This is a genomic window from Promicromonospora sp. NPDC023987 (genome assembly GCF_040639055.1).
GTDB lineage: Bacteria > Actinomycetota > Actinomycetes > Actinomycetales > Cellulomonadaceae > Promicromonospora.
Window position 1 is genome coordinate 39,702 of sequence record NZ_JBEZZF010000033.1, and the last position, 20,975, is coordinate 60,676.

Annotated in this window: 19 protein-coding genes and 2 tRNA genes; 15 read left to right on the forward strand and 6 right to left on the reverse strand. The window is 71.1% G+C overall.

Features of this window, described 5'->3' with window-relative positions:
- Nucleotides 1–42: 42 nt before the first annotated feature.
- Nucleotides 43–558, reverse strand: coding sequence for a PTS glucose transporter subunit IIA (locus AB0F40_RS15760; RefSeq protein WP_357469141.1), 516 nt, complete (start codon nucleotides 556–558; stop codon nucleotides 43–45).
- Between the two features lie 167 nt (nucleotides 559–725).
- Here AB0F40_RS15760 and ptsP point away from each other — a divergent pair, with 167 nt between their 5' ends.
- The 3 genes from ptsP (at nucleotide 726) to AB0F40_RS15775 (ending at nucleotide 4,765) form a co-directional block, all read left to right on the forward strand.
- Nucleotides 726–2,375: a phosphoenolpyruvate--protein phosphotransferase gene (gene ptsP / locus AB0F40_RS15765; protein WP_357469144.1), complete on the forward strand. Its 1,650-nt coding sequence runs from the start codon at nucleotides 726–728 to the stop codon at nucleotides 2,373–2,375.
- Between the two features lie 58 nt (nucleotides 2,376–2,433).
- Nucleotides 2,434–3,312 (forward strand): sugar phosphate isomerase/epimerase, encoded by an 879-nt coding sequence (locus AB0F40_RS15770; protein ID WP_357469146.1) that lies wholly within the window; start codon nucleotides 2,434–2,436, stop codon nucleotides 3,310–3,312.
- A 316-nt stretch (nucleotides 3,313–3,628) separates the two neighbouring features.
- Nucleotides 3,629–4,765, forward strand: a complete 1,137-nt coding sequence (locus AB0F40_RS15775; RefSeq protein ID WP_357469149.1) for a magnesium and cobalt transport protein CorA — start codon at nucleotides 3,629–3,631, stop codon at nucleotides 4,763–4,765.
- A 36-nt stretch (nucleotides 4,766–4,801) separates the two neighbouring features.
- Here the strand turns inward: AB0F40_RS15775 and AB0F40_RS15780 are convergent, their stop codons facing one another.
- The gene (locus AB0F40_RS15780) at nucleotides 4,802–5,407 is read right to left on the reverse strand and encodes a TetR/AcrR family transcriptional regulator (protein ID WP_357469152.1); all 606 of its coding nucleotides are present in this window, start codon (nucleotides 5,405–5,407) and stop codon (nucleotides 4,802–4,804) included.
- A 501-nt stretch (nucleotides 5,408–5,908) separates the two neighbouring features.
- Between AB0F40_RS15780 and AB0F40_RS15785 the strand changes: the two genes are divergently transcribed.
- Together AB0F40_RS15785 and AB0F40_RS15790 are read left to right on the forward strand one after the other, a co-directional pair.
- Nucleotides 5,909–6,733, forward strand: a complete 825-nt coding sequence (locus tag AB0F40_RS15785; protein WP_357469155.1) for a hypothetical protein — start codon at nucleotides 5,909–5,911, stop codon at nucleotides 6,731–6,733.
- 509 nt (nucleotides 6,734–7,242) lie between these two features.
- Nucleotides 7,243–8,307, forward strand: coding sequence for a pirin family protein (locus tag AB0F40_RS15790; protein ID WP_357469157.1), 1,065 nt, complete (start codon nucleotides 7,243–7,245; stop codon nucleotides 8,305–8,307).
- 54 nt (nucleotides 8,308–8,361) lie between these two features.
- Here AB0F40_RS15790 and AB0F40_RS15795 read toward each other — a convergent pair whose 3' ends face one another.
- Nucleotides 8,362–9,084: a GntR family transcriptional regulator gene (locus tag AB0F40_RS15795; protein WP_357469160.1), complete on the reverse strand. Its 723-nt coding sequence runs from the start codon at nucleotides 9,082–9,084 to the stop codon at nucleotides 8,362–8,364.
- 140 nt (nucleotides 9,085–9,224) lie between these two features.
- Here AB0F40_RS15795 and AB0F40_RS15800 point away from each other — a divergent pair, with 140 nt between their 5' ends.
- The gene (locus tag AB0F40_RS15800; protein ID WP_357469163.1) at nucleotides 9,225–9,524 is read left to right on the forward strand and encodes a hypothetical protein; all 300 of its coding nucleotides are present in this window, start codon (nucleotides 9,225–9,227) and stop codon (nucleotides 9,522–9,524) included.
- A complete protein-coding gene (locus AB0F40_RS15805; RefSeq protein WP_357469166.1) occupies nucleotides 9,512–9,889 on the forward strand; it encodes a hypothetical protein in 378 nt (125 codons plus the stop codon). Before AB0F40_RS15800 ends, AB0F40_RS15805 begins: the two co-directional genes overlap by 13 nt.
- Nucleotides 9,890–10,008: 119 nt before the next feature.
- On the opposite strand, the gene AB0F40_RS15810 is transcribed toward AB0F40_RS15805, so the two are convergent.
- Nucleotides 10,009–10,082 (reverse strand) — tRNA-Gly (locus tag AB0F40_RS15810).
- Nucleotides 10,083–10,239: 157 nt separating this feature from the next.
- Between AB0F40_RS15810 and AB0F40_RS15815 the strand changes: the two genes are divergently transcribed.
- The 3 genes from AB0F40_RS15815 (at nucleotide 10,240) to AB0F40_RS15825 (ending at nucleotide 12,585) form a co-directional block, all read left to right on the forward strand.
- Nucleotides 10,240–10,713: a TM2 domain-containing protein gene (locus AB0F40_RS15815; protein ID WP_357469169.1), complete on the forward strand. Its 474-nt coding sequence runs from the start codon at nucleotides 10,240–10,242 to the stop codon at nucleotides 10,711–10,713.
- Nucleotides 10,714–10,788: 75 nt separating this feature from the next.
- A complete protein-coding gene (gene dcd, locus AB0F40_RS15820) occupies nucleotides 10,789–11,364 on the forward strand; it encodes a dCTP deaminase (RefSeq protein WP_357469172.1) in 576 nt (191 codons plus the stop codon).
- Between the two features lie 96 nt (nucleotides 11,365–11,460).
- The gene (locus AB0F40_RS15825; protein ID WP_357469176.1) at nucleotides 11,461–12,585 is read left to right on the forward strand and encodes a hypothetical protein; all 1,125 of its coding nucleotides are present in this window, start codon (nucleotides 11,461–11,463) and stop codon (nucleotides 12,583–12,585) included.
- 58 nt (nucleotides 12,586–12,643) lie between these two features.
- Here the strand turns inward: AB0F40_RS15825 and AB0F40_RS15830 are convergent, their stop codons facing one another.
- Together AB0F40_RS15830 and AB0F40_RS15835 are read right to left on the reverse strand one after the other, a co-directional pair.
- On the reverse strand, nucleotides 12,644–13,309 hold the full coding sequence (locus AB0F40_RS15830) for a bacterial proteasome activator family protein (protein ID WP_357469179.1): 666 nt from the start codon (nucleotides 13,307–13,309) through the stop codon (nucleotides 12,644–12,646).
- Between the two features lie 94 nt (nucleotides 13,310–13,403).
- Complete coding sequence (locus tag AB0F40_RS15835) at nucleotides 13,404–14,381, reverse strand: NAD(P)H-quinone oxidoreductase (protein WP_357469182.1); 978 nt, start codon at nucleotides 14,379–14,381, stop codon at nucleotides 13,404–13,406.
- A gap of 142 nt (nucleotides 14,382–14,523) precedes the next feature.
- On the opposite strand from AB0F40_RS15835, the gene AB0F40_RS15840 reads away from it, so the two are divergent.
- The 5 genes from AB0F40_RS15840 to AB0F40_RS15860 all read left to right on the forward strand — a co-directional run bounded on the left by AB0F40_RS15840 (nucleotide 14,524) and on the right by AB0F40_RS15860 (nucleotide 20,603).
- Nucleotides 14,524–18,672, forward strand: coding sequence for an ATP-binding protein (locus tag AB0F40_RS15840; RefSeq protein WP_357469185.1), 4,149 nt, complete (start codon nucleotides 14,524–14,526; stop codon nucleotides 18,670–18,672).
- A 38-nt stretch (nucleotides 18,673–18,710) separates the two neighbouring features.
- Complete coding sequence (locus AB0F40_RS15845; protein WP_020017525.1) at nucleotides 18,711–19,160, forward strand: roadblock/LC7 domain-containing protein; 450 nt, start codon at nucleotides 18,711–18,713, stop codon at nucleotides 19,158–19,160.
- Nucleotides 19,161–19,170: 10 nt separating this feature from the next.
- Nucleotides 19,171–19,581, forward strand: coding sequence for a DUF742 domain-containing protein (locus AB0F40_RS15850; protein WP_253877826.1), 411 nt, complete (start codon nucleotides 19,171–19,173; stop codon nucleotides 19,579–19,581).
- A 91-nt stretch (nucleotides 19,582–19,672) separates the two neighbouring features.
- Complete coding sequence (locus AB0F40_RS15855) at nucleotides 19,673–20,392, forward strand: ATP/GTP-binding protein (RefSeq protein ID WP_357469188.1); 720 nt, start codon at nucleotides 19,673–19,675, stop codon at nucleotides 20,390–20,392.
- A 126-nt stretch (nucleotides 20,393–20,518) separates the two neighbouring features.
- A tRNA-Ser gene (locus tag AB0F40_RS15860) sits at nucleotides 20,519–20,603 on the forward strand.
- Nucleotides 20,604–20,975: the final 372 nt, after the last annotated feature.

Genomic DNA, 20,975 nt, shown 5'->3' on the forward strand with positions numbered 1-20,975 from the left:
GTGCGGCGTGCAGGGGTCGTTCGTCCGGGCCGTGCGCCCGGGTCAGGGCAGGCGGAACAGCGGTTCCCCGGCCTGCACCCACGCGCCCGGACGGACCAGCTCCTCGAGCCCGCGCGGGCCGAGGTCGAGCGCGACGACCGGCACGAGGGGCGAACGCCCGCCGTCGGACACCTCGGTAGGGGACCAGGTGACGAGCACCTGGCCGGCCACCACGATGTCGCCCTCCGCGACGAGCAGGCTGAAGCCCGTGCCCTTGAGCTGGACGGTGTCGATGCCGAGGTGCACCAGGACACCCCGGCCGCCTGCCGGTCCGGCCTGTTCTGCCGGTCCGGGAGGTGCCGGCGGCTCGCCGGGCGGAGCCAGCAGCACGAACGCGTGCGGGTGCAGCTTCACGACGACTCCGGCGCACGGCGCGACCACTCGGCCACCCAGCTCCGGGTCGGGATCTATCGCGAGCCCCGGGCCGACGATGCTCTCCGCGAAGACGGGATCGGGCACGTCGCGCATCGCGACCACGCGTCCGACGACGGGAGATCCGACGAGCAGGGCCTCGGCCATGGAGCCATCCTGTCAGACGGCCGGCCTCTCCGAGGCGGACCCTGCGGGTGCGGCCCTCGGGGAGAGCGGACCTCGGCCAGGGGCACCACGACCGACCTCGCCCGGCGAGTGCGCTCGCGTGTAACGTTCCGAGCGCACTCGACGACGAGCCTTGAGGGAGCGTACGGATGACGAGCGAGAGGCTCACGGGGGTCCCGGCCAGCCCGGGCAGCGCGGTGGGAGTGGTGGTCCGGATGCCGGCCCGGGTGCCCGAGCCGAGGACGAGCCGCCTGTCGGGTTCGGCCGACGAAGCCGTTCGCGCCGTCGAGGAGGCCGCCGCCCGGGTGGAGGCTGACCTGGCGGAACGTGCGGGCCGCGCGTCGGGCACCGCGGCCGACGTCCTCGCGGTCACCGCCGCCATGGCCGCCGACCCGACCCTCGCCGCGGGCGCCGCCCGGCGGGTCCGGGAGGACCGCCTCACCCCGGAGCGCGCGGTGTGGGACGCGGCGGGCTCGGTGGCGACACAGCTCGAGACGCTCGGCCCGCCCATGTCGGAGCGGGCCCGGGACGTGCGGGACGTGCGCGACCGCATAGTCGCCGCCCTCACCGGTGCGGCCCCTCCGGGTGTGCCGGACCCGGGGCACCCCTTCGTGCTGGTCGCGAGCGACCTCGCTCCGGCGGACACCGCGATGCTCGACCCGGCGGTCGTGACGGCGGTCGTCACGGCGCGCGGCGGTCCCACCTCGCACATGGCGATCCTCGCCCGCGCCCTCGGCATCCCCGCCGTGGTGGCACTTCCCGGGGCGGGCGACCTGGCCGACGGCGAGGAGGTGGTCGTCGACGGCACGCTCGGCACCGTCCTGCGGACCCCGTCCCCGGCGGACGTGGAAGGCGCCCGGCACCGGATCACCGCTGTCACGTTCGACGGTCGGGGCGCCACCCGGGACGGGTTCCCGGTGGAGCTCGTGGCGAACGTCGCGGACCCTGCCGCGGCGGAGGCGGCCGCGGCCGCCGGCGCTCGGGGCGTGGGCCTGTTCCGCACGGAGTTCTGCTTCCTCGGGCGGGGCGAGGAGCCCACCATCGAGGAGCAGGTGACCGCCTACCGGGCAGTCCTGTCCCACTTCCCGGACCGGCGGGTGGTGGTCCGGACGCTCGACGCCGGTGCCGACAAGCCGCTGCGGTTCCTCACGCCGGACCACGAGGACAACCCGGCCCTCGGTGTCCGCGGGTTGCGCACCGCCGTCGCGCACCCGGACGTGCTGGACCGCCAGCTGGACGCGATCGCGCAGGCCGCCGCCGCCGAGTCGGCCGAGGTCTGGGTGATGGCGCCGATGGTGGCTACGGTGGACGAGGCCCGCGAGTTCGCGGCCGCGTGCGCTGCGCACGGTCTGGAGCAGTCGGGCGTGATGATCGAGACGCCGGCCGCCGCGCTCCAGGCCCGGCACGTCCTGGCGGAGGTCTCTTTCGCCAGCCTCGGCACCAACGACCTCACGCAGTACACGATGGCGGCCGACCGGGACCTGGCCGGCGTCGCCGCCCTGTCGACGCCGTGGCAGCCCGCCGTGCTGGAGCTCGTCCGGGTGGCGTGTGAGGGCGGTGCGGTGCATGGTGCTCCCGTGGGCGTGTGTGGTGAGGCGGCGGCGGACCCGCTGCTCGCCCCCGTCCTGGTGGGGTTGGGCGTAACGTCACTGTCTATGACGCCCCGCGCGCTGGCCGACGTCGCGGGCACTCTGGCAGGTGTGTCCCGCGACGAGTGCGCGGAGCTGGCACGGACGGTGCTCGAGTGCCCGACGGCGCAGGCGGCGCGCGACGTCGTACGGGGGCGTCTGCTTGCATGAACCTCATCTGAACTCCCCGGTCACATCACAGTCACGTAGGCGCTCTAAGGTGGCCCGCATGCCCGAACCGATCTGGACCGAACCGCAGGAGCCGGTCGCACCCGACGTGCGGGTCACGCTCTCGACGGCGTCAGTCTTTCCACGCCGCACGCCCCTGGCCTTCGATGCGGCGGCGGAGCTGGGCTACGACGGCGTCGAGGTCATGGTCTGGTCCGAGGAGGTCACCCGGAACCCGCGCTCGCTCGCCAAGCTGGCCGCCGACACGGGCATGCCGGTTCGCTCGGTGCACGCGCCGACTCTGCTGGTCAGTCAGCGGGTGTGGGGCCGGTCGCCGGTGGCCAAGCTCGAACGGACCGCCGACATGGCGCTCGAGCTCGGGGCGGGCACCGTGGTCGTGCACCCACCGTTCCGCTGGCAGTACAAGTACGCGCGGCAGTTCCAGGACCAGGTGCGCGCGCTGAGCGAGACCGTGGGCATCACCATCGCCGTCGAGAACATGTACCCGTGGCGGGGCGGCAAGCGTGAGTTCCAGGCGTACCTGCCTGGCTGGGACCCCGCGGAGCACGACTACGACGCCGTCACCCTCGACCTGTCGCACGCGAGCGTGGCGCAGCAGGACGCCCTGACGCTGCTGCACACGTTCGGCGACCGACTCCGGCACGTGCACCTGGCGGACGGCAACCACGGCGCGCGGGACGAGCACCTCGTGCCCGGCCGGGGCAGCATGCAGGCAGAGAAGGTGCTCCAGGAGCTGGTGGCCCGCCGCTGGAGCGGTGACGTCTGCGTGGAGATCTCGACGCGCGCGGCGCGCACGGCGGCAGAGCGGCACGACGACCTGGCCGCCTCGCTCCAGTTCGCGCGCGCCTACCTGTCGCCGACGCCGCACGAGTTCCACACCCCGCCCGGGGTACGCCACCGTCCGCACGACGCGTGGTGACGATTTTGTGATCCCGCTCTCGAATGGGTTCGATTCGTGGCCTCGGCATGGCTAGACTGGGTGCCTGTCGAGAACGTATGGCGCGGCGAACCGCCGCCGGGACCAAGGAGGTGGCGCGCATGACCCGCAGCGAGCCTCCGAGTAGTCCGAACCGCAGCTGAGCTGACGGTTCCCCGCCCGCGCGTCCGCGGGCTCTCGCGCACCGGTGCGCTCCGCCCCTTCTCTGCTCGGGCGTGAGGTCCACCGGTCGTTCGGCCGTCTCTGCTGCGGTGCCGTTCGCAGTCCGTTTCCTGCGCTCGACCCCCAGGAGTCCCCCATGGCCACGTTCCTGCCCTCCCGCCCTTCTCGTCCGCTGCTGGGCGCCCGGCGCCCGCGCCGCGCCGTCGCCGTCGTGCCCGACGTCGCACCGCGCCCCGCCGAGCCCGCGCCCCGCTCGTCGGTGGTCGCTGCCGCGATCTACGACGACGGCGTCCGCACCGCCGCCTACGACAACCTCGCCGAGACGTTCAGCGCGCTCCGTTCGCGGCCCGGCGGCATGGCCTGGATCGGGCTGGAGCGGCCCGAAGAGCCCGAGCTGACGTCGCTCGCCCGCGAGTTCGACCTGCACCCCCTCGCGATCGAGGACGCGATCCAGGCGCACCAGCGCCCCAAGATCGAGCGATACGGCGACACCCTGTTCGTGGTGCTCCGGGCCGCGCGGTACCTGGACGATGCCGAGGAGGTCGAGTTCGGCGAGCTGCACGTGTTCGTAGGGCCCGACTTCGTGGTGACCGTGCGGCACGGCGCCTCGCCGGACCTGGCAGCCGTGCGGAGCCGTCTGGAGTCCGACCGGGAGATGCTCTCCCGCGGGCCGGAGGCCGTCCTGTACGCGATCCTCGACAGCGTCGTGGACGGGTACGCCCCGGTCGTCGCGGGCCTCGACCACGACATCGACGAGATCGAGTCCGATGTCTGGGGCGGCGCCCCCGACGTGTCGCGGCGCATCTACGAGCTGTCCCGCGAGGTCATCGACTTCCAGCGCGCGGTGCGGCCCGAGCAGAGCCTCTGCGCCTCGCTCGCCAAGGGCGCCGACAAGTACGGCGTGGACCCGGAGCTGCAGGCATACCTGCGCGACGTCGCGGACCACCTCACCGAGGCCGCCGACCGCATCGAGGTCTTCCGGGCCGCGCTGCGCGACATCCTCACGGTGGCCGCCACCCTCGTCGCGCAGCGGCAGAACGAGGAGATGAAGCACCTCTCGGAGGTCAGCATCCGGCAGGGCGAGGAGGTCAAGAAGATCTCGGGCTGGGCGGCCATCCTGTTCGCGCCGACGCTCGTCGGCACCGTCTACGGCATGAACTTCGACGTCATGCCGGAGCTCGACTGGGCATACGGCTACCCCGCCGCGCTGGTCGCGATGCTGGCCGTCAGCGTGGGCCTGTTCGGCGTCTTCCGCTGGAAGCGCTGGATCTGACCTGACCCGCGCACGTCCACAACCCCTGCCAGAGGGTCAGGCCGGGACCGGGGTCCGGGCTCCCACCGCGCGCAGCACGAACGACTCGGCGGCGCGGATGGTGCGCTCGCGGGCGACGGGCTCGTCGGGGATGAGGCGGCCGGACAAGCAGGCGTTGACGAGGTGCACCGTCGGCTCGATGTCCTGGGGCGGGAACGTCCCGGCATCGATGCCGGCGGCGAGGATGCGGCGGAGGATCGCCTCGACGATGTCGGCGTGCTCGCGCAGGCGTTGCTGCGTGGCGCGGGACAGGACCGTCCGGAGATCCGGGCCAGGGGCGAGGTGGAAGACGCGAGTGAGCTGGGCCTGCTGGCGGATGTAGGTACGCAGCTGTTCCACCGGGTCGTCCACGCCGTCGAGCGCGCGCTCCAGCGTGTGGGCGTACTGCTCGGTCTCGTGCGTGATGAAGCCGAGGAGCAGCGCTTCCTTGTCGTGGAAGTGGTTGTAGACAGCGGTCCGGCCGACGTGCGCCGCTGCGGCGATGTCGGCCAGCGTGATGGTGTCGAACCCGCGCTCCGCCATGAGGGTGGACAGAGCGGTGAACAGCTTGTGCCTTGTCATCTGCCGGTGCTCGTGCAGGCTCTTGCCGATGATCTTGGGCATGCTGACATCATAGGCACGCATCGTCAGGTAACTGGAACTCCGGATCGGGGCTCGTCGGGTGCGCCGGGGACGGGCTGGGACGTCCGCGGTGCGGTGTCCGCACGCCGCACGATGCGGTCCATGAATTGCGCTATTTCTCGTCTTCTTGCACTGAGACTCAGTCTGCCTATGTAGATTCATGGGTATTAGGACGAGGCGCTGCTAAATGGCTGTCGCCAGGCACGTTACCGCTGTGCGGGTACTGTCACGAGCACGTTTCCTCGCCGTAACATGCCTGCATCATCGCTGAAAGTGACCGGCAGTAAAGTGCCCCGCATGACATTTCTGGCGGGTGTGATTCCAGCGGAACACGCCTCGGGTCACATTCTGATCCTGCCCAGTACGAACGGCCCTGTCACCGTCAGCGAGCTCGCTGCCGCGTGGTTCTCGGACACCGAATGGCTTCGAGAACCGTCCCGTACTTCGGGGGCGCGCCGGGTCGCCGGTGCCCGGTTCCGGGGTATGGCACAGCCGGACACGCTCGTCCCCGGTGTCCTGCGCCTCGGGGAGGAGCACGTGGCGACCGGTCCGTTCGAGGTCGGCGAGTCGCACCTCGCCGAGCTCAAGATCTCCGCCACGAAGGCGGAGGCGTACGCGGTGACCCGGGCGGACGGGTTACGGGGCGTCCGTGGCGCCGCCCCGTCGTCGTACGACGACCGGGACGGTATCGCGCGGGCCTTCCCGCATGCGCTGCCGCAGGGCGAGGAGCTGCGCATCGTGCAGTGGATGGTCGCGGCGGCGCGCAAGTCAGGTGGTGCCGTGCTCGCGGATGGCAGGCAGGTGCTGCTCCCGGACGCCGCTGGATCGGTGAACCTGGCGCTCTATGCCGCGCATCCGCTCATGCCTGGCGACGTGCTGCCCATGCTGCGGTCGCTCATCGCCACCGCCGACGTGTCCGCCGAGCAGACCACACCCGACGGGTCGCCGCGCTACACCCTCGCCGGCACCACCGCGTACGACGGAGCGATAGTCGTCGACGTGGAGCGCGTCGACCGGGTGCCGCGCGCGCTGGGCTCGCTCGACTGGCGCACCTACGGACCGTTCGCGTATCGCATCGGCTGGGCGCCGGCGGACCCCTACGAGCTCGAGCTGGAGCACGTGTCCGGGCTGCATGCCATCGCGCGGGCCCGCCTGCGGGTCTCGATCGCCCGCCTCGCCGTGGCGCTGCAGAGCCGCATCGGGGGAGTCCTCGTGGACGACGGAGGCTTCATCGCCGCCCCTGAGGAGCTGGACGGGCGCAACGACCCGACCGCGGGTGGCGCCCAGGGATCGCGAGCCTGGGTGTGAATGCCCTTTAGTTATCCACAGATTTTATCCACAGCCCTGTGTGCGGTGTGGCAAATCCGGGCCTGTTCCTGTGGACAAAACTGTGGGCGAAGGAAGGGTGAAAATTACAACGGTGGAGCGGTTGCCGGGCGTGCGCCACGCGGATAGAAACGTGGGCAATGGTTCGACGATCCGGGTGCAGATGCGGTGCGCTGCAGCAGTACCGACCGGCCCGGGCATCGGACACATGGTTGACCGGAGAACGACAGGACGCCCCGTACCGCGGTACGGGCTGTGGATGACGTCACAGGTGCCTGTACGGGGCCGGAAGACCGCCCGCGTCCGAGGCGTCCGTGCAGAACAGACCTGGCGATCCGGGTCTGACGGACGTGTCGGGGCCGTGACGTCAACACGGCGCCCTGGTCCCGCTGACGGCGGCCACGGGTGCGCGGTTTCACGCCAGGGCCCCCGGCCTGCCCCGGGGGCCCTGGCCTTGCGCCCGGACGCCGGCTCCGACCTAGGCTCAGGGCATGAGCAATCTCGAGAGCCACCCGGCCGAGCAGGTCTGCGCAGCGGGCGAGCAGGGTGCCGGCGTCGAGCTCCTCACCCCCCGCGAGGTGCCGCTCGGTGGGCCGCGGGCGATGAACGTTCGGCGCACCATCCCGCAGCGCGCCCGGTCCCTCGTGGGGGCCTGGTGCTTCAGCGACCACTACGGTCCTGACGACGTCTCGTCCAGCGACGGCATGCAGGTGCCTCCGCACCCGCACACGGGGCTCCAGACGGTGAGCTGGCTCTTCGAGGGCGAGATCCTCCACCGCGACTCCGTCGGCTCCCTCCAGACGGTCCGGCCGGGCGAGCTCAACCTCATGACGGCGGGTGTGGGCATCTCGCACTCGGAGGAGTCCCCGGCGCACGGGCGCCCGCCCCGGCTGCACGGCGTACAGCTGTGGACGGCGCTACCGGGCTCGGCGCTCGGCCTCGACCCGCACTTCGAGCACCACGGCGACCTCCCGGTCGCACGGCACGACGGCGCCGTCGTCCAGGTGTTCATCGGGCGCCTCGCGGTGGGTGGCCAGGTGCTCGACTCGCCCGCGACGACGTACACACCGCTCGTGGGAGCACAGATCGACCTGGAGGCCGGCGCGGCGGTACGGCTCGACGTCGACCCGGCGCACGAGCATGCCCTGCTGGTGGACACCGGGGACGTGACGTTCGAGGAGAGCGTGGTGCCGCCCGCCAACCTCGGTTACACGGCGCCGGGGCGATCCTCGCTCGTGGTGCGTGCGTCCGCCGGCGCGCCGGCCCGGGCGGTCCTGATCGGCGGTGTGCCGTTCGCCGAGGACGTCATCATGTGGTGGAACTTCATGGGCCGCACGCACGAGGACATCGTCAGGGCTCGCGAGGACTGGATGGCTCTGGTCGCGGAGCTGGGCCCTTCGACGGGCTCAGGACCACGTGCCGGGGCGACCGCGTACGCCGACGGAGCCGCCGACCGTCGGTTCGGCCAGGTGCGCGGTTATCCGAGCGGGCCGTTGCGTGCACCAGCCCTGCCGGACCTCCGCCTCAAGCCGAGGGCGCGGCCCGGGCAGGGCTGACCGGCCGGATCAGCGGCGGGTGCGGCGCGGGAGCCGTCGGGTCGACCCGACGGCTCAGCCGCCGATGTCGTAGCGGAGCATGAACTCACCGGCGTCGAGCACGACGTAGCTGACCTCGACGGGTGTGCCGTCCTGCGTGAACGCCGTCCGCGTGACCGACAGCACCGGTGTGCCGGGCTCGATCCGCAGCTCCTCGATCTCCTCGATCGTCGGCATGCGGCCCACCACGTCCTCGCGGAACCGCACCGGTGCGTGCCCGGCCTCGGTGAGGCGAGCGTGCGTGCCGCCCGGTCCCACCTCTTGGTCCGCGATCGGCGTGCCGGCCGCTATCTCCGCCGGCAGGTACGACGTCGCGAACAGCACCGGCTTGCGCTCGCGCAGATGCAGACGCTCGCGCACGGTCACCTTGGCGTCCTCGGCGAGGCCGAGCGTCGCGCGGACCTTCTCGGGCGGATCCGCCTCCGCGGTGACGGCGAGCGTGCGGACGGTGAGCCCTGCGCTGGTCTCGTCCGTCTCGGCCGTCACGGTGGACTCGTCGGCCTTGGCACCGGTCGTGTCCCGCACGATCGGCTCGAAGGCGCGGACGAACACGCCGGAGCCGTGCCGGGTGACGGTCAGGCCCTCGTCCTTGAGCATGGACAAGCCGTGGCGCGCGGTCATGCGCGCCACGCCGTAGTTCGACATGAGCGCTGCTTCGCTCGGAAGGCGATCGCCCGGTTTGTAGGTCCCGGAGCGGATCGCGGCACGAAGATCCTTGGCGATGCTTGCGGCAGTCACACGTCCCTCTCTAGACACGGAACCCACCTAACCCGCAGCCAGTGCGTATACGCAACTTTTCGGCGTAGCGGTTGCGACGCCCGGCAAGCCCCCAACAGGCTGTCTATGCGCCTAGAGGTAGGCGCGGAGAGGTGGGAGAGATGGCGACGATCGCAGGCAGCCTGGCCGATTCCGCGGCCGGTGCGGCGGACCTGCTGGCGGAGGTAGGGGACGCGAGGATCAAGTGGGTCGAGGTGTTCCGCGATCATCTGGTCGTGCATCCGGCGCGGCTGAGCGAGGGGGCGGAGATCGCCGCCCAGCTCGGGATCACCGTCGCGACGGACTACCCGGCGACGAAGCCCGGCTTCACGGTGTGGACCGGCTGCTGGAACAACATGGACATGTTCGTCTACGGCGAGCTCAGGGGAACGACGCGGCCGGTTCGGGCGTGGCCGACGTGACGGCCGGGCCCTGCGACGCGATCCCGGGTGCCGACGAGTGCCCGATGCCGGGAGCGCATCTCGCGGAGCTCGTCGAGGTCACCGCGCTGATCGCACACATCTTCGACATCCACACCCTGGACGTCCGGGCAGGTGTGGATCACCTGGATCTCGAGGACGACGTGGTGGGGGTGGTGACCGTGGACGTCGTCGCCGCGCGGATGCGCGACGCCGTACGGCTCGCCGGGATGCTCCACCTGGCCGAGCAGCGGGGACACCACGACGACGGAGGGCCGGCGGTGTGGCGATGCTGGAGCGGCTGGGTGCCGGTCGCCGAACGTGGGCTGGCGGTCTCGCTGCACCTGACGGCACCGGTCCGGGGCTGAGCACGGCTCGCTGCCGACCGAGACGTCCTGGCACCTGAGTGGCACGAAGCCGCTCCGCGGCCCGTGGAAATGACTCCGCCCCAGGTCAGGAAACATCTCCTGACCTGGGGCGGAGCCCGTGGAGCGGGTGACGGGAATCGAACCCGCGCTATCAGCTTGGGAAGCTGAAGTTCTACCATTGAACTACACCCGCATCGTCCGGTTCTGGCCGGGTATCTGCTGCTTGAGAAACCCCGCTAGGGTTCCGCAACAGCGCCCGTGAACCTGGCGTGCGACCTGATCATACCCAACCTCGCCCAGAAGCCCGAACCGGGTTCCGGAGCGAGTGTCGCCGAGCAGCCGGAGCAGCAGTGACCGAGCACCCCAGCGAGAAGCCGACCGAGCCGATCTACCAGGAGACGAAGCGGCTGCCCCCGCGGCCGCCGAGCCCGCCGAAGCCCCCGCCGCCCCCACCGGGTGACACGCGCGCCATGAAGACGTCCAAGAGGGCCTCAGCGGGCAAGGCCCCGTCGGGCGTCGGCCCGGCGAACTACCAGCAGCAGTACGACTACGACCGCCCGACGCCGCCGGTCGAGCACGTGCCGGGCCGCAAGTCCCGCATCACGGTGGGTCTGCTCGGGATCCTGCTGGGCGTGGTGGGCGCGCACCGGTTCTACCTCGGCTACAAGGGCCTCGGCTGGATCATGCTGCTCATCACCGCGGTGTCGCTGGGGAACGCGTGGTTCGTCCCCGCGATCTGGGGTGCGATCGAGGGCATCCTGTACCTCGTGATGCGCAAGGGCTACTGGTCGGTCGACGCGAAGCACAAGCCGCTGCAGTGGTGACGGTCGCGCGGTGAGGTCGCGGTGCGGGCCCGCCGCGGGGCGGCGCGGCCCCGCGGTGGCCAGTACCGTATCCGGGTGCTCCTCTCCGACCGCGATATCCGTGCCGAGCTCGAGGCCGACCGCGTAGTCCTCGACCCGTACGAACCGTCGATGCTCCAGCCGTCGAGCATCGACGTGCGTCTCGACCGGTTCTTCCGGCTGTTCGACAACCACAAGTACCCGTACATCGACCCCGCGGAGGACCAGCCGGAGCTGACCCGCCTCGTGGAGGCGGAGAACGGCGATGCGTTCGTGCTGCATCCAGGGGAGTTCGTGCTCGGCAACACGTTCGAGTCGGTCACCCTGCCCGACGACGTCGCCGCCCGGCTCGAGGGCAAGTCCTCCCTGGGGCGGCTGGGCCTGCTGACGCACTCGACGGCCGGTTTCATCGACCCGGGATTCAGCGGGCACGTGACGCTCGAGCTGAGCAACGTCGCGACCCTGCCGATCAAGCTGTGGCCGGGCATGAAGATCGGACAGCTGTGCTTCTTCCGGCTGTCGTCGGCGTCCGAGCACCCGTACGGATCCGACCTGTACGGCTCCCGCTACCAGGGCCAACGCGGTCCGACGGCGTCCCGCTCGGCGAAGAACTTCCACCGCACCGAGGTGTGACCGCCGGGCCGGACGGGGCCTCTGGGGATGCTCGCCGAGCGGTAGGCTCCGGGTGCCCGGCGCGGACCGGGCACCCGGACGTTTGAAGGGAACCCGATGGCCGCTCCTCAGCTCCCGCTCCTGCCGCGCACGGCCGCGCAGGCGCACCAGGCACGGCACGTCCTGACCGTGCCCGGCGACGTGGAGCTGGACGAGATCGAGGTCCTCGCGCTCTCCCGGTTCTCCGCCACCCGGTGGGACGTGGTGCCCGCAGGAATCCTCCCCGGCAACGTCGCCGGAGCCCCGCAGGGTCGCCGTGCGCAGGGCAAGGAGGTCGGCGTGCTGCGGGTCTCCCGGCACGCCGTGATCAACGGGCCGTACCAGCCTGCAGGCGTGGGATTCGATCTCGGTGTGCCGCCGGGCGCCGCGATGGCCTTCGACGTCGTCTGCCACCGGGAACGCGGTGAGCCACCGTTCCCGGCCGGCGACCGCGACGGCGTCGGGCGCGCCTTCGCCGCGGGCATGCCCGAGCGCGAGGAGCGCCGTCTCGTCGAGTGGCTCGTCTCGGTGGCGCGCCGCCTGGGCGGCTCGCTCCGCCTGGACGTGGGCGGCCTGTGGGACGCCCCCAACCCTGCGGGCCCGACGGCGAAGGCCGGCGCCGGTGTGGTGCTCACCCCGGACGCCGGGGCCGCCATCGACATGACCGTGTACTCCGACGTCTGGCTCGACCCGCAAGCCGCGCACACGATCCTGCAGAAGGTGCACCCGCGCGCCCGCCTCCACATGGACGGCCAGGAATGGGGCGGGCCGCCCGACGGCATCGCGGAGAAGCCCCTGTACCCCGGCGACCCCCTTGACCCCGAGCTGCGCAAGAAGCTGCACGCGGCCGCGGACGACTACGACATCAAGGCCCTCACCGGCCCGCGCGTCCTGGACGGGTACGGGCTGGTCGTGGAGCTCGGCGTCGACGGGATCGTCTCGGTGGAGATCAGCGGCGAGGAGAAGCTGCCGCGCCTGCTGCGCGGCCTGCCGTGGGCCGAGCAGGGAGCGGTGCGCTACTGGGTGCACTGGGAGCCGCACGACCTCGCGGAGTCACAGCGGGAGTTCCCGTCCATGGAGCTGCGCGTCGCGCGCAAGCGCGCGGCGGAGCTGGTGGCCCGGCTCGCCGGCGCCGTCCATGCCGCCGCGGGAGGCGAGATCGCCGACGAGGACGGCTTTCTGGTAGACCCCTCCGACCTCTGACGGCTCGGCCTCTACCCGATGGGGCGAGGCTCTCCAGCGTGCCGGCCCGGTGACCGGATCAGAGGTACTGACCCGGGGTCCGGCGCTCGCCGCCCGACTCGTCGTCCTGGCCGCCCGGCATGGTGGGGCCGCCAGGACCGCCAGGACCGCCCGGACCGAACGTCCCGGTGCCGGGCGGCAGGGCCCGGCGCATCTGGGAGAGCTGCGCCTGGGCGGCCATCTGCTGTGCCACCAGCGCCGTCTGGATGCCGTGGAACAGGCCCTCCAGCCACCCGACCAGCTGCGCCTGAGCCACCCGGAGCTCGGCGTCGGACGGCGCGGAGTCGTCCGAGAACGGCAGCGTGATCCGGTGCAGCTCGTCGACGAGGTCGGGGGAGAGCCCGTCCTCGAGCTCGTGGATCGACCGCTCGTGGATCTCGGCGAGGCGCGAGCGCGCGGCCTCGTCCAGCGGGGCGTCCCTGACCTCGTCGAGCAGTCGCTTGACCATGCCGCCGATGCGCATGACCTTGGCCGGCTCCTCGACCTGGCCCACCACGGCCTCTGCCTCGTTCACCTCGTCCTCGTCGTCGCCGCTCTCGGACGTACGGCCCGACGGCACTGCCGCGCCGTCCGGGGTCACCACCTGCGGGTGGACGGTGGACGTTTCGTCGTCGGGGCGCTCGCGGTGGCCGGACTCGTCATCGCGTCGCTCGTCGGGCTGGGGGTTGGCTCGCTCGTCGGTCATGGGTCCAGTCTTGCCCGGATTGCCTGTCGTCCGCATGGCAGCATTCGCACGGGAACGAAATTGTCGACCATGCCTATATATAGGCACGGGTTGATCAGGGCACCAGGAGGACTTTGCCGAAGGCCTCTCCGGACTCCAGCAGCTCGTGGGCCGACTGCGCCTCGGCGAACGGGATCCGGGCGTGCACCACTGGGCGGACCCGCCCGTCCGCGACCAGCGGCCAGACGTGCTTTTCCGTGTCGGCGACGATGCGCGCCTTCTCGTCCGCGGGTCGCGACCTGAGCAGCGTGCCGGTGACGGTCCCGCGCCGGGCGAGGAGGTCGCTCAGGTCGAGCTCGCCGCGCCGTCCCTTCTGCATGCCGATGACGACCAGGCGGCCACCGCGGGCCAGTGCGCGGACGTTGTCACCCAGCGCGCCCCCGCCCAGCAGGTCGAGCACGACGTCGGCGCCGCGACCGTCCGTCACCCGCCGCACCTCCTCCACGAAGTCTTGCTCCCGGTGGTCGATGACCAGGTCCGCCCCGAGCGCCGCGCACCGCGCGGTGCGCTCCGGTCCGCCGGCCGTGGTGGCCACGTGCGCGCCGAGCGCCCGGGCGACCTGGATCGCGATGGTGCCGATGCCCCCGGACCCGCCGTGGGCCAGCAGCCACTCACCGGAGTGCAGCCGCCCGACGTCCACGAGGTTGTTCCAGACGGTGCACGCGGCCTCAGGAAGCGCTGCCGCATCGACGAGGTCGACACCTTCAGGAGCTGGGAGCACCTGGGTCTCGCGGACCACTACCTCCTCCGCGTAACCACCGCCTTCGAGCAGTGCGGTGACCCGGTCTCCGGCGCGCCAGCGCGACACGCCGGGCCCGACACGCCTCACAGTTCCGGATATCTCAAGACCCGGCCAGTCGGGGGCACCCGCCGGAGGGGGGTAGTATCCGGCGCGTTGGAGCAGGTCAGCACGGTTCACTCCGGCAGCGGCGACGGTGATCACCACGTCCCTTTGGCCAGCAATCGGTGGATTCAGGGATGAAACGGAGAGTTTCCCTGATGGGCCCGGTCCGGATATCGTGACGGCTCGCACATCGATGAAGCCTACTTCCGTGTGGCCTCACGAGGGTCGTCAGCGGAAACCAGGTGCCGGTAACTTGTACGCAGCACCGAGGGTCGTTCGGCGGGCACCAGCACGCCACCCCCTTCCGGATCAGTGATGGAGAGAGGTACGCATGTTCCGCAGGTTGGGAGTGCGCGGGAAAGTTCTTGCGACACTGGTCACGCCTGCCATCGTCCTGGTCATCGCGGCGGCGTACATCATCGGTCTGTCGGTGGTCGACGCGATGCGCGCGCAGCAGACGAGTGATCTCGTCGCCGCGCTGCAGTACCAGGACGCGGCAGGAACGACGTTCGCGCAGGAGCGGTCGTACAACATCGTCGCGATGATCGACGACGGCGAGGCAGGCAGCGCGGCTCGTATGGCCCTGCTGCAGGGCGTGCCCGAGATGGAGGACGACGGCGTCACCCAGGCGAAGAACGAGGACGGCAGCCCCAAGTGGGAGAGGCCGGCCGCCCAGGCGCAGACCATCAAGGCTCTCGACGAGCGCGACGAGGCCCTGCTGGACATCGACATCTCGATGCTCGACCAGCGCGTCAAGACCGCGGTGGCAGAGACCATCGAGGACCGTGCGGCCATCACCGACGTGCAGAAGAAGGTCGCTGCCGGACGACTCACCGAGCAGGCGGCGACGGACGCGTACGGCGGCTACATCGACGGCGCCCTCGAGGTGATGGACGCCATCGCCGACACGTCCGAGGACCGCGACCTGGGTACCCGGCTCACGGCGTACCACTCGATGGACCAGCTCATGCTGACGAACACCTACGAGCGCCCGGTCGTCGCCCTGGCGCTCAACATCTTCAACAACCACCCGCAGCGCGCGGAAGCCGCCAGGACCATGTCGCTCCGCGCGGCGGACCTGGTGAACCTGGGTGACCGCCGGTGGGACGAGACGCAGGACCTCTACGACCGCATCCCCGGTGACTACCAGGTGCCCGTGATGGACGGCGTCCTCGGTAACGTCCGCGGCTCGATGGCCCGGGGGCAGCTCGACGCCATCCAGTTGGCGCAGGTCGACCAGTTCCAGGCAGAGTCCGCCAAGTGGGTGGACGAGGCCCGTATCGTCCGCGACGCCGTCCGCGAGGACGCCGCGGGCTTCGCGCAGGAGCAGGCCGACGTCGCCGCGAACCGTGCCTACCTCACCGGTGGCATCGCGATCGCGGCCCTCGGCTTCTCGATCATCACCGCGCTCGTCATCGCCCGCCGTCTGGTCTCCCCGCTGCGTCGCCTGACCCAGGCCGCCGGCGTGGTCCGTGACCGCCTCCCCACCCTGGTGGAGCAGGTGTCGGTGCCCGGCCAGGGCCCGAGCATCGACCTCGACCCGATCACCGTCGAGTCGTCGGACGAGATCGGCCAGCTGGCCGCGGCGTTCAACGACGTCAACCGAACGACCATCGACGTCGCCCGCGAACAGGCAGCCCTCCGTGGCTCCATCGCCGAGATGTTCGTCAACGTGGCCCGCCGTGACCAGGTGCTCCTCAACCGGCAGCTCGCGTTCCTCGACGACCTGGAGCGTTCCGAGGAAGACCCGTCGACGCTGTCGAACCTGTTCCGCCTCGACCACCTCGCGACCCGGATGCGCCGCAACGCGGAGTCCCTGCTGGTCCTCGCGGGCATCGACTCCGGTCGTCGCGTGCGCCAGCCCATGCCGGTCTCCGACGTCATCCGTACGGCGTCCTCCGAGATCGAGCTGTACGACCGCGTGCGCCTGAACCTCGTGGTCGACCCGATGATGCTGGGCCACAACGCGCTGAACGCCGCGCACCTGCTGGCCGAGCTCCTCGAGAACGCGACGATGTTCTCCGAGCCGCACACGCCGGTCGAGGTCACGACGGCGCGCGACGAGCAGTTCGTCACCGTCGTCGTCCGCGACCACGGTCTCGGCATGAACCCTGACGAGGTGGCCGAGGCGAACCGCAAGGTGCTCAGCCACGCCGCGTCGGACGCCGTCGGTGCCCAGCGGCTCGGCCTCTACGTGGTCGGCCGCCTGTCGGACCGGCTCGGCGCCCTGGTGGAGTTCGGCGTCGGCGAGGGTGGCACCGGCACCGAGGTGACGGTCCGCTTCCCTGCGGTGCTGTTCATGCCCGACAACGCGATGCCGCTGCCGATGCCGACGGACCCGCTCGAGGCCAACACGCAGGCTGCCGCCTCGCAGTTCAACGGCGGTCTGGCTGCCGGCCCGGGTACCGGCGCGATGCGGGGTGCTGGAGCGCCCACCAACGGCTTCGGCTCGCCCGCGGTCAACCCTGCCTCGCCGGCCACGACCTCCTTCCCGCAGCAGAGCGGCATGCCGGTCCCGACCGGTACGTCGCAGATCGCCGCTGCCGCCTTCGCGGCGCAGCCGGCGCCCGCGGCGCAGCAGGTCGACATCAACGCCCTGACGGACGGCACGACGGCGCTCGGCCTGGCCCGTCGGCGCAGCTCGACGGCTGCGCAGCCGTCGGCGGAGACGACGCCGACCGGCTCGATCGTGCTGCCGGAGATCCAGACGCCGTCGCTCCCGCAGGAGTACCAGGGTGACGACAACGCCTGGGCGCCGCCGTCGAACGTGTCCGAGGGCAGCTCGCTCCCGAGCCGCCAGCGCGCGCCGCAGCCGGAGGAGCCCGTCGCGCCGGTCTTCGAGGACACCACGCCGGCCGCGGTCGACGTGGACCAGCGCAGCGCCCTCTTCTCGAGCTTCCGCTCGCTGAACACGATCGACCCGGTCGAGGGCGGTGGAACGCAGTCGCTGCAGCTCGACCCGATCACGCAGGACCCGGCAGCACTGCCGGGGATGTCCGACACCGACGTGATGCGGTTCCCGGCCGGGAGCGGCGACCAGTCGCAGCACGCGCCGGCGTCCGCACGGAGCTTCGGCGGGCCGCAGGGCGGCTACGGAGGCCCGGTGCGGGGCGACGACGGGCAGCAGCCGGAGAGCTTCGGGGCAGAGGCTCCGGAGGGTCCCGACTCGTCCTTCGAGGCGCTGCCCGCGTTCGAGGAGCTCATGGCGGACCTCCCGAGCCGCCGCACGACCGGCTCGGGCACCCAGCAGGGTGCCAAGCCCGCCCAGCAGAAGCGTGGCCTGTTCGGTCGCCGGCCGGGGCAGCCCGCCACCGGTGAGCTGCGGGCCTACCAGCCGCAGGAGCGCCCGGCATCGCGCCCGATCCAGACGGTGAGCGGTCCGGTCGCCGGTGCGCCGAGCTTCGGTGCGCCGAGCGCCTCCAGTGCGCCGAGCGTGGAGACGCAGAGCTTCCAGGCTCCCGCAGGCCTGCCGCAGGACTTCCAGGTCCCGAGCGGTCTGCAGGACTTCCAGCCGCCGACCGGCCCGCCGCCGGGTGCTCCCGCCCCGCAGCCGATGAGGCCGATGACGGGTGCGTTCCCGACGCAGGCTCCGGCGCAGCCCCAGCCGCCCCAGCAGGCCCCGGCCCCCGCGGAGCCCCTCGCGGACCCGACATATCAGCGGGGTTACCAGGAGGGCTACCAGCGGGCGGTCCGGGAGTCGCTGACGTCGGCGATGCCGGCCGTGCCGAGCGCTCCGGCAGGGGGCACGGCCCCCGCGCCCAGCCCGGCTCCCGCGCCGGCTCAGGGCAGCAACCCGTTCCTCGACGCCGCACCGCGCGCAGCGGCTCCGGCCCCCGCGCCGGCTCCTGAGCAGGTGCCGACCTCGTTCGCGTCGAGCCCGGCCACCCAGGCCGTGCCGATGGCGACCGCACAGCAGCCCTTCGAGGCTCCCGCTCGCGAGTTCAGCGAGCCGTACCCGACGGGTGCTGTGTATGACCCCACGTACGGTTCGCCGGCACCGCTCGCCAAGCGGGCGGCCGGTACGGACGGTGACGGGAAGGATCCGCTGGACCCGGAGTACGTGCGGGACTCGGTGGAGGCTCGGTCGGAGTGGACCGCCTCGGCGGTCCTCTACGAGGAGATGACGAGTCTCCTGCGCCGAGGGGCCTATCAGGAAGATGATGTGAAAGAGAACGACTCGTACCGTCCGGCGGCCGTCAACACCGAGGTCGTGGGCGGCGGTCTGACCCGTCGCACGCGCGGCGCCTCCGGCACCGGGGCGGACCCCACTGTCGAGCGCCTCTCAGCTCGCATTGACCGTGATCCTGAGCAGCTTCGCTCACGTCTCTCGGCGTTCCAGTCGGCCACCGCGCGTGGCCGGTCGGAATCCGTGGACGAGGGCGAATCGGAGCACGAGAACGGCAAGAAGGTCGCTGGGGACTCGACGTGGGCACCCTCGACCGTGAATCATGTCCCTGACTCAGCGCCGCAGTCGCGGTGACAAGCGCGTCTGTGGATTCTGACTAGGAGGAACAGAGAGTGACCCTCAGCACCGAAGCAACGAATTTCGGGTGGCTGCTCGACAACTTCGTGCGTACGGTTCCCGGCAGCCGGCACACGCTCGTCGTGTCGGCGGACGGCCTGCTCATGGCGATGTCCGACCAGCTGGACCGCACCAGCGGTGACCAGCTCGCGGCAATCGTTTCGGGTATGTCAAGCCTTACGCGTGGAGCTTCTCGGCAGCTCAACGGCGGTAATGTCCGTCAGGCAATCATCGAGATGGACAACGGCTTCCTTTTCCTGATGAATGTCTCGAACGGGTCCGTGCTCGGCGTGGTGGCGGAGGCTACGTGCGATATCGGTCTTATCGGTTACGAGATGGCTCTCCTGGTGTCCCGCACCGAGGCCACGCTCACGCCGCAGCTGATCTCGGAGATGCGTGGCAGCCTCCCGGTCGATGGGCAGACCCGAGCCGCCAGCGTGGGATGAGGACTCGACCATGACGTACGCACCTTTCGGTTCCCAGGGACATGGGGACGTCCGTGAGACGTCCACCGTGCGCCCTTACGCGGTCACCGGAGGCCGGGTGCGGTCGGAGCTGTCCGACCTGCCGCTCGAAGCCCTCGTGGAGGTTCTGCCCGGCGCGGTCAGCAGCTTCGGGCTGCCGCCCGAGAAGCGCGCGATCCTCCAGCACGCCGCACACACATACGTGTCGATCGCCGAGCTCTCAGCCCTTCTGCGGCTGCCCCTCGGTGTCGTCCGGATCCTTGTGTCGGACATGCAGGAGGAAGGGCACGTCACCGTGCACACCTCGACACCGGTTAACGTCCACACAGGCCACGGCAGCTCGAACTCGGGCCTGTCGCTGAGCGTCTTGGAGAGTGTTCTGAATGGCATTTCCGCCCTCTGACGGCGGGGCCCGCAGCGGTCCCAACTGGGCCCCGGTGTCGGGCAACGCCGGCACTGCGACCGCTAGCTCCAACACGCCTGCGCGCCAGAGCGTGCTGGGTGGCGGCGGTGGCGCACCGGCGCCCACCGCACAGGCGTCCCGTCCGGCGCAGGCGCAGCCTGCACCGCCCGTGATGCAGCAGGCCCCGACCGGCAACGCCGGTGCACAGGCGGCTCCGGGCGCGCAGCCCGCGGCCGAGCGCACCGCGCCGACCGTCGTCAAGATCGTCGTCGCCGGTGGCTTCGCCGTGGGCAAGACGACGTTCATCGGTTCGATCTCCGACGTCGAACCGCTGAACACCGAGGCCGCTATGACGGAGCACTCGGTGGGCGTCGACGACGCCGGTGGCGTCACCGACCGCAAGACCACCACCACGGTGGCCATGGACTTCGGTCGTGTCGAGCTCCCGGGCAACCTGTGGCTGTACCTGTTCGGTACCCCGGGCCAGGACCGCTTCCTCTTCATGTGGGACGACCTGGTGCGCGGCGCGATCGGTGCCGTGGTCCTGGTCGACACCGACCGCCTGGAGCAGTGCTTCCCGGCGATCGACTACTTCGAGTCGCGCAACATCCCGTTCGTCGTGGGCGTCAACTGCTTCGACGGTGTGGCCAAGCACCGGCTCGAGGACGTGCGCGAGGCACTGCAGATCCCCTCGCACGTGCCGATGCTGTACACGGACGCACGCTCCCGCGCGGCGACCAAGCAGACGCTCATCGCGCTCGTCCAGCTCGCGATGCGTCAGCTGCGGTCCGGCGCACAGGCGCAGGGCTGAGTCAGGCTCCAGTACTCCGCGGACGGCGGGCCACCCTGAGGGCGGCCCGCCGTCGCTGTCCGGGCAGAGGCTAGACTGTGTGGCCGCGCCGCCTCCGCCTGTTGCAGGGTGGGTTCGACGCGGCGAGGAGGGCTGACAGAGCGGCCTAATGTGACGGTCTTGAAAACCGTTGTGCGGCAACGCACCGGGGGTTCGAATCCCTCGCCCTCCGCTTGTGATGAGTCGGGACATCGTTGATAGATGTCCCGACTCATTGCTTTGTGACGGCATGGACCGCGGCGGGCCTGGAGCGTTGGGTCAGGCTGTGGGAAGGCAGCAGAGCTGCATGGACCTGAGTCGGTCGGCGGTCGCCCGGCCCTTGAGCGTCTGGCCTGTGTGGACGCCGAGCTCGTGGGAGTAGGCCGTTCGCGAGTGCCAGTCATCCCGCTACGTGCGAGGGCCATGAAGCCCTGACCGGCGGGTTCGCCAGGACCTGACAGTTGCCCCAGGGGACTGCCCCAGGAACGGTTGACATCTGATCTGTACCGGCCTGAGGTCGGTGCTGGAAGGATGTTGTTGTGCCCAAGGCTTACCCACCCGAGTT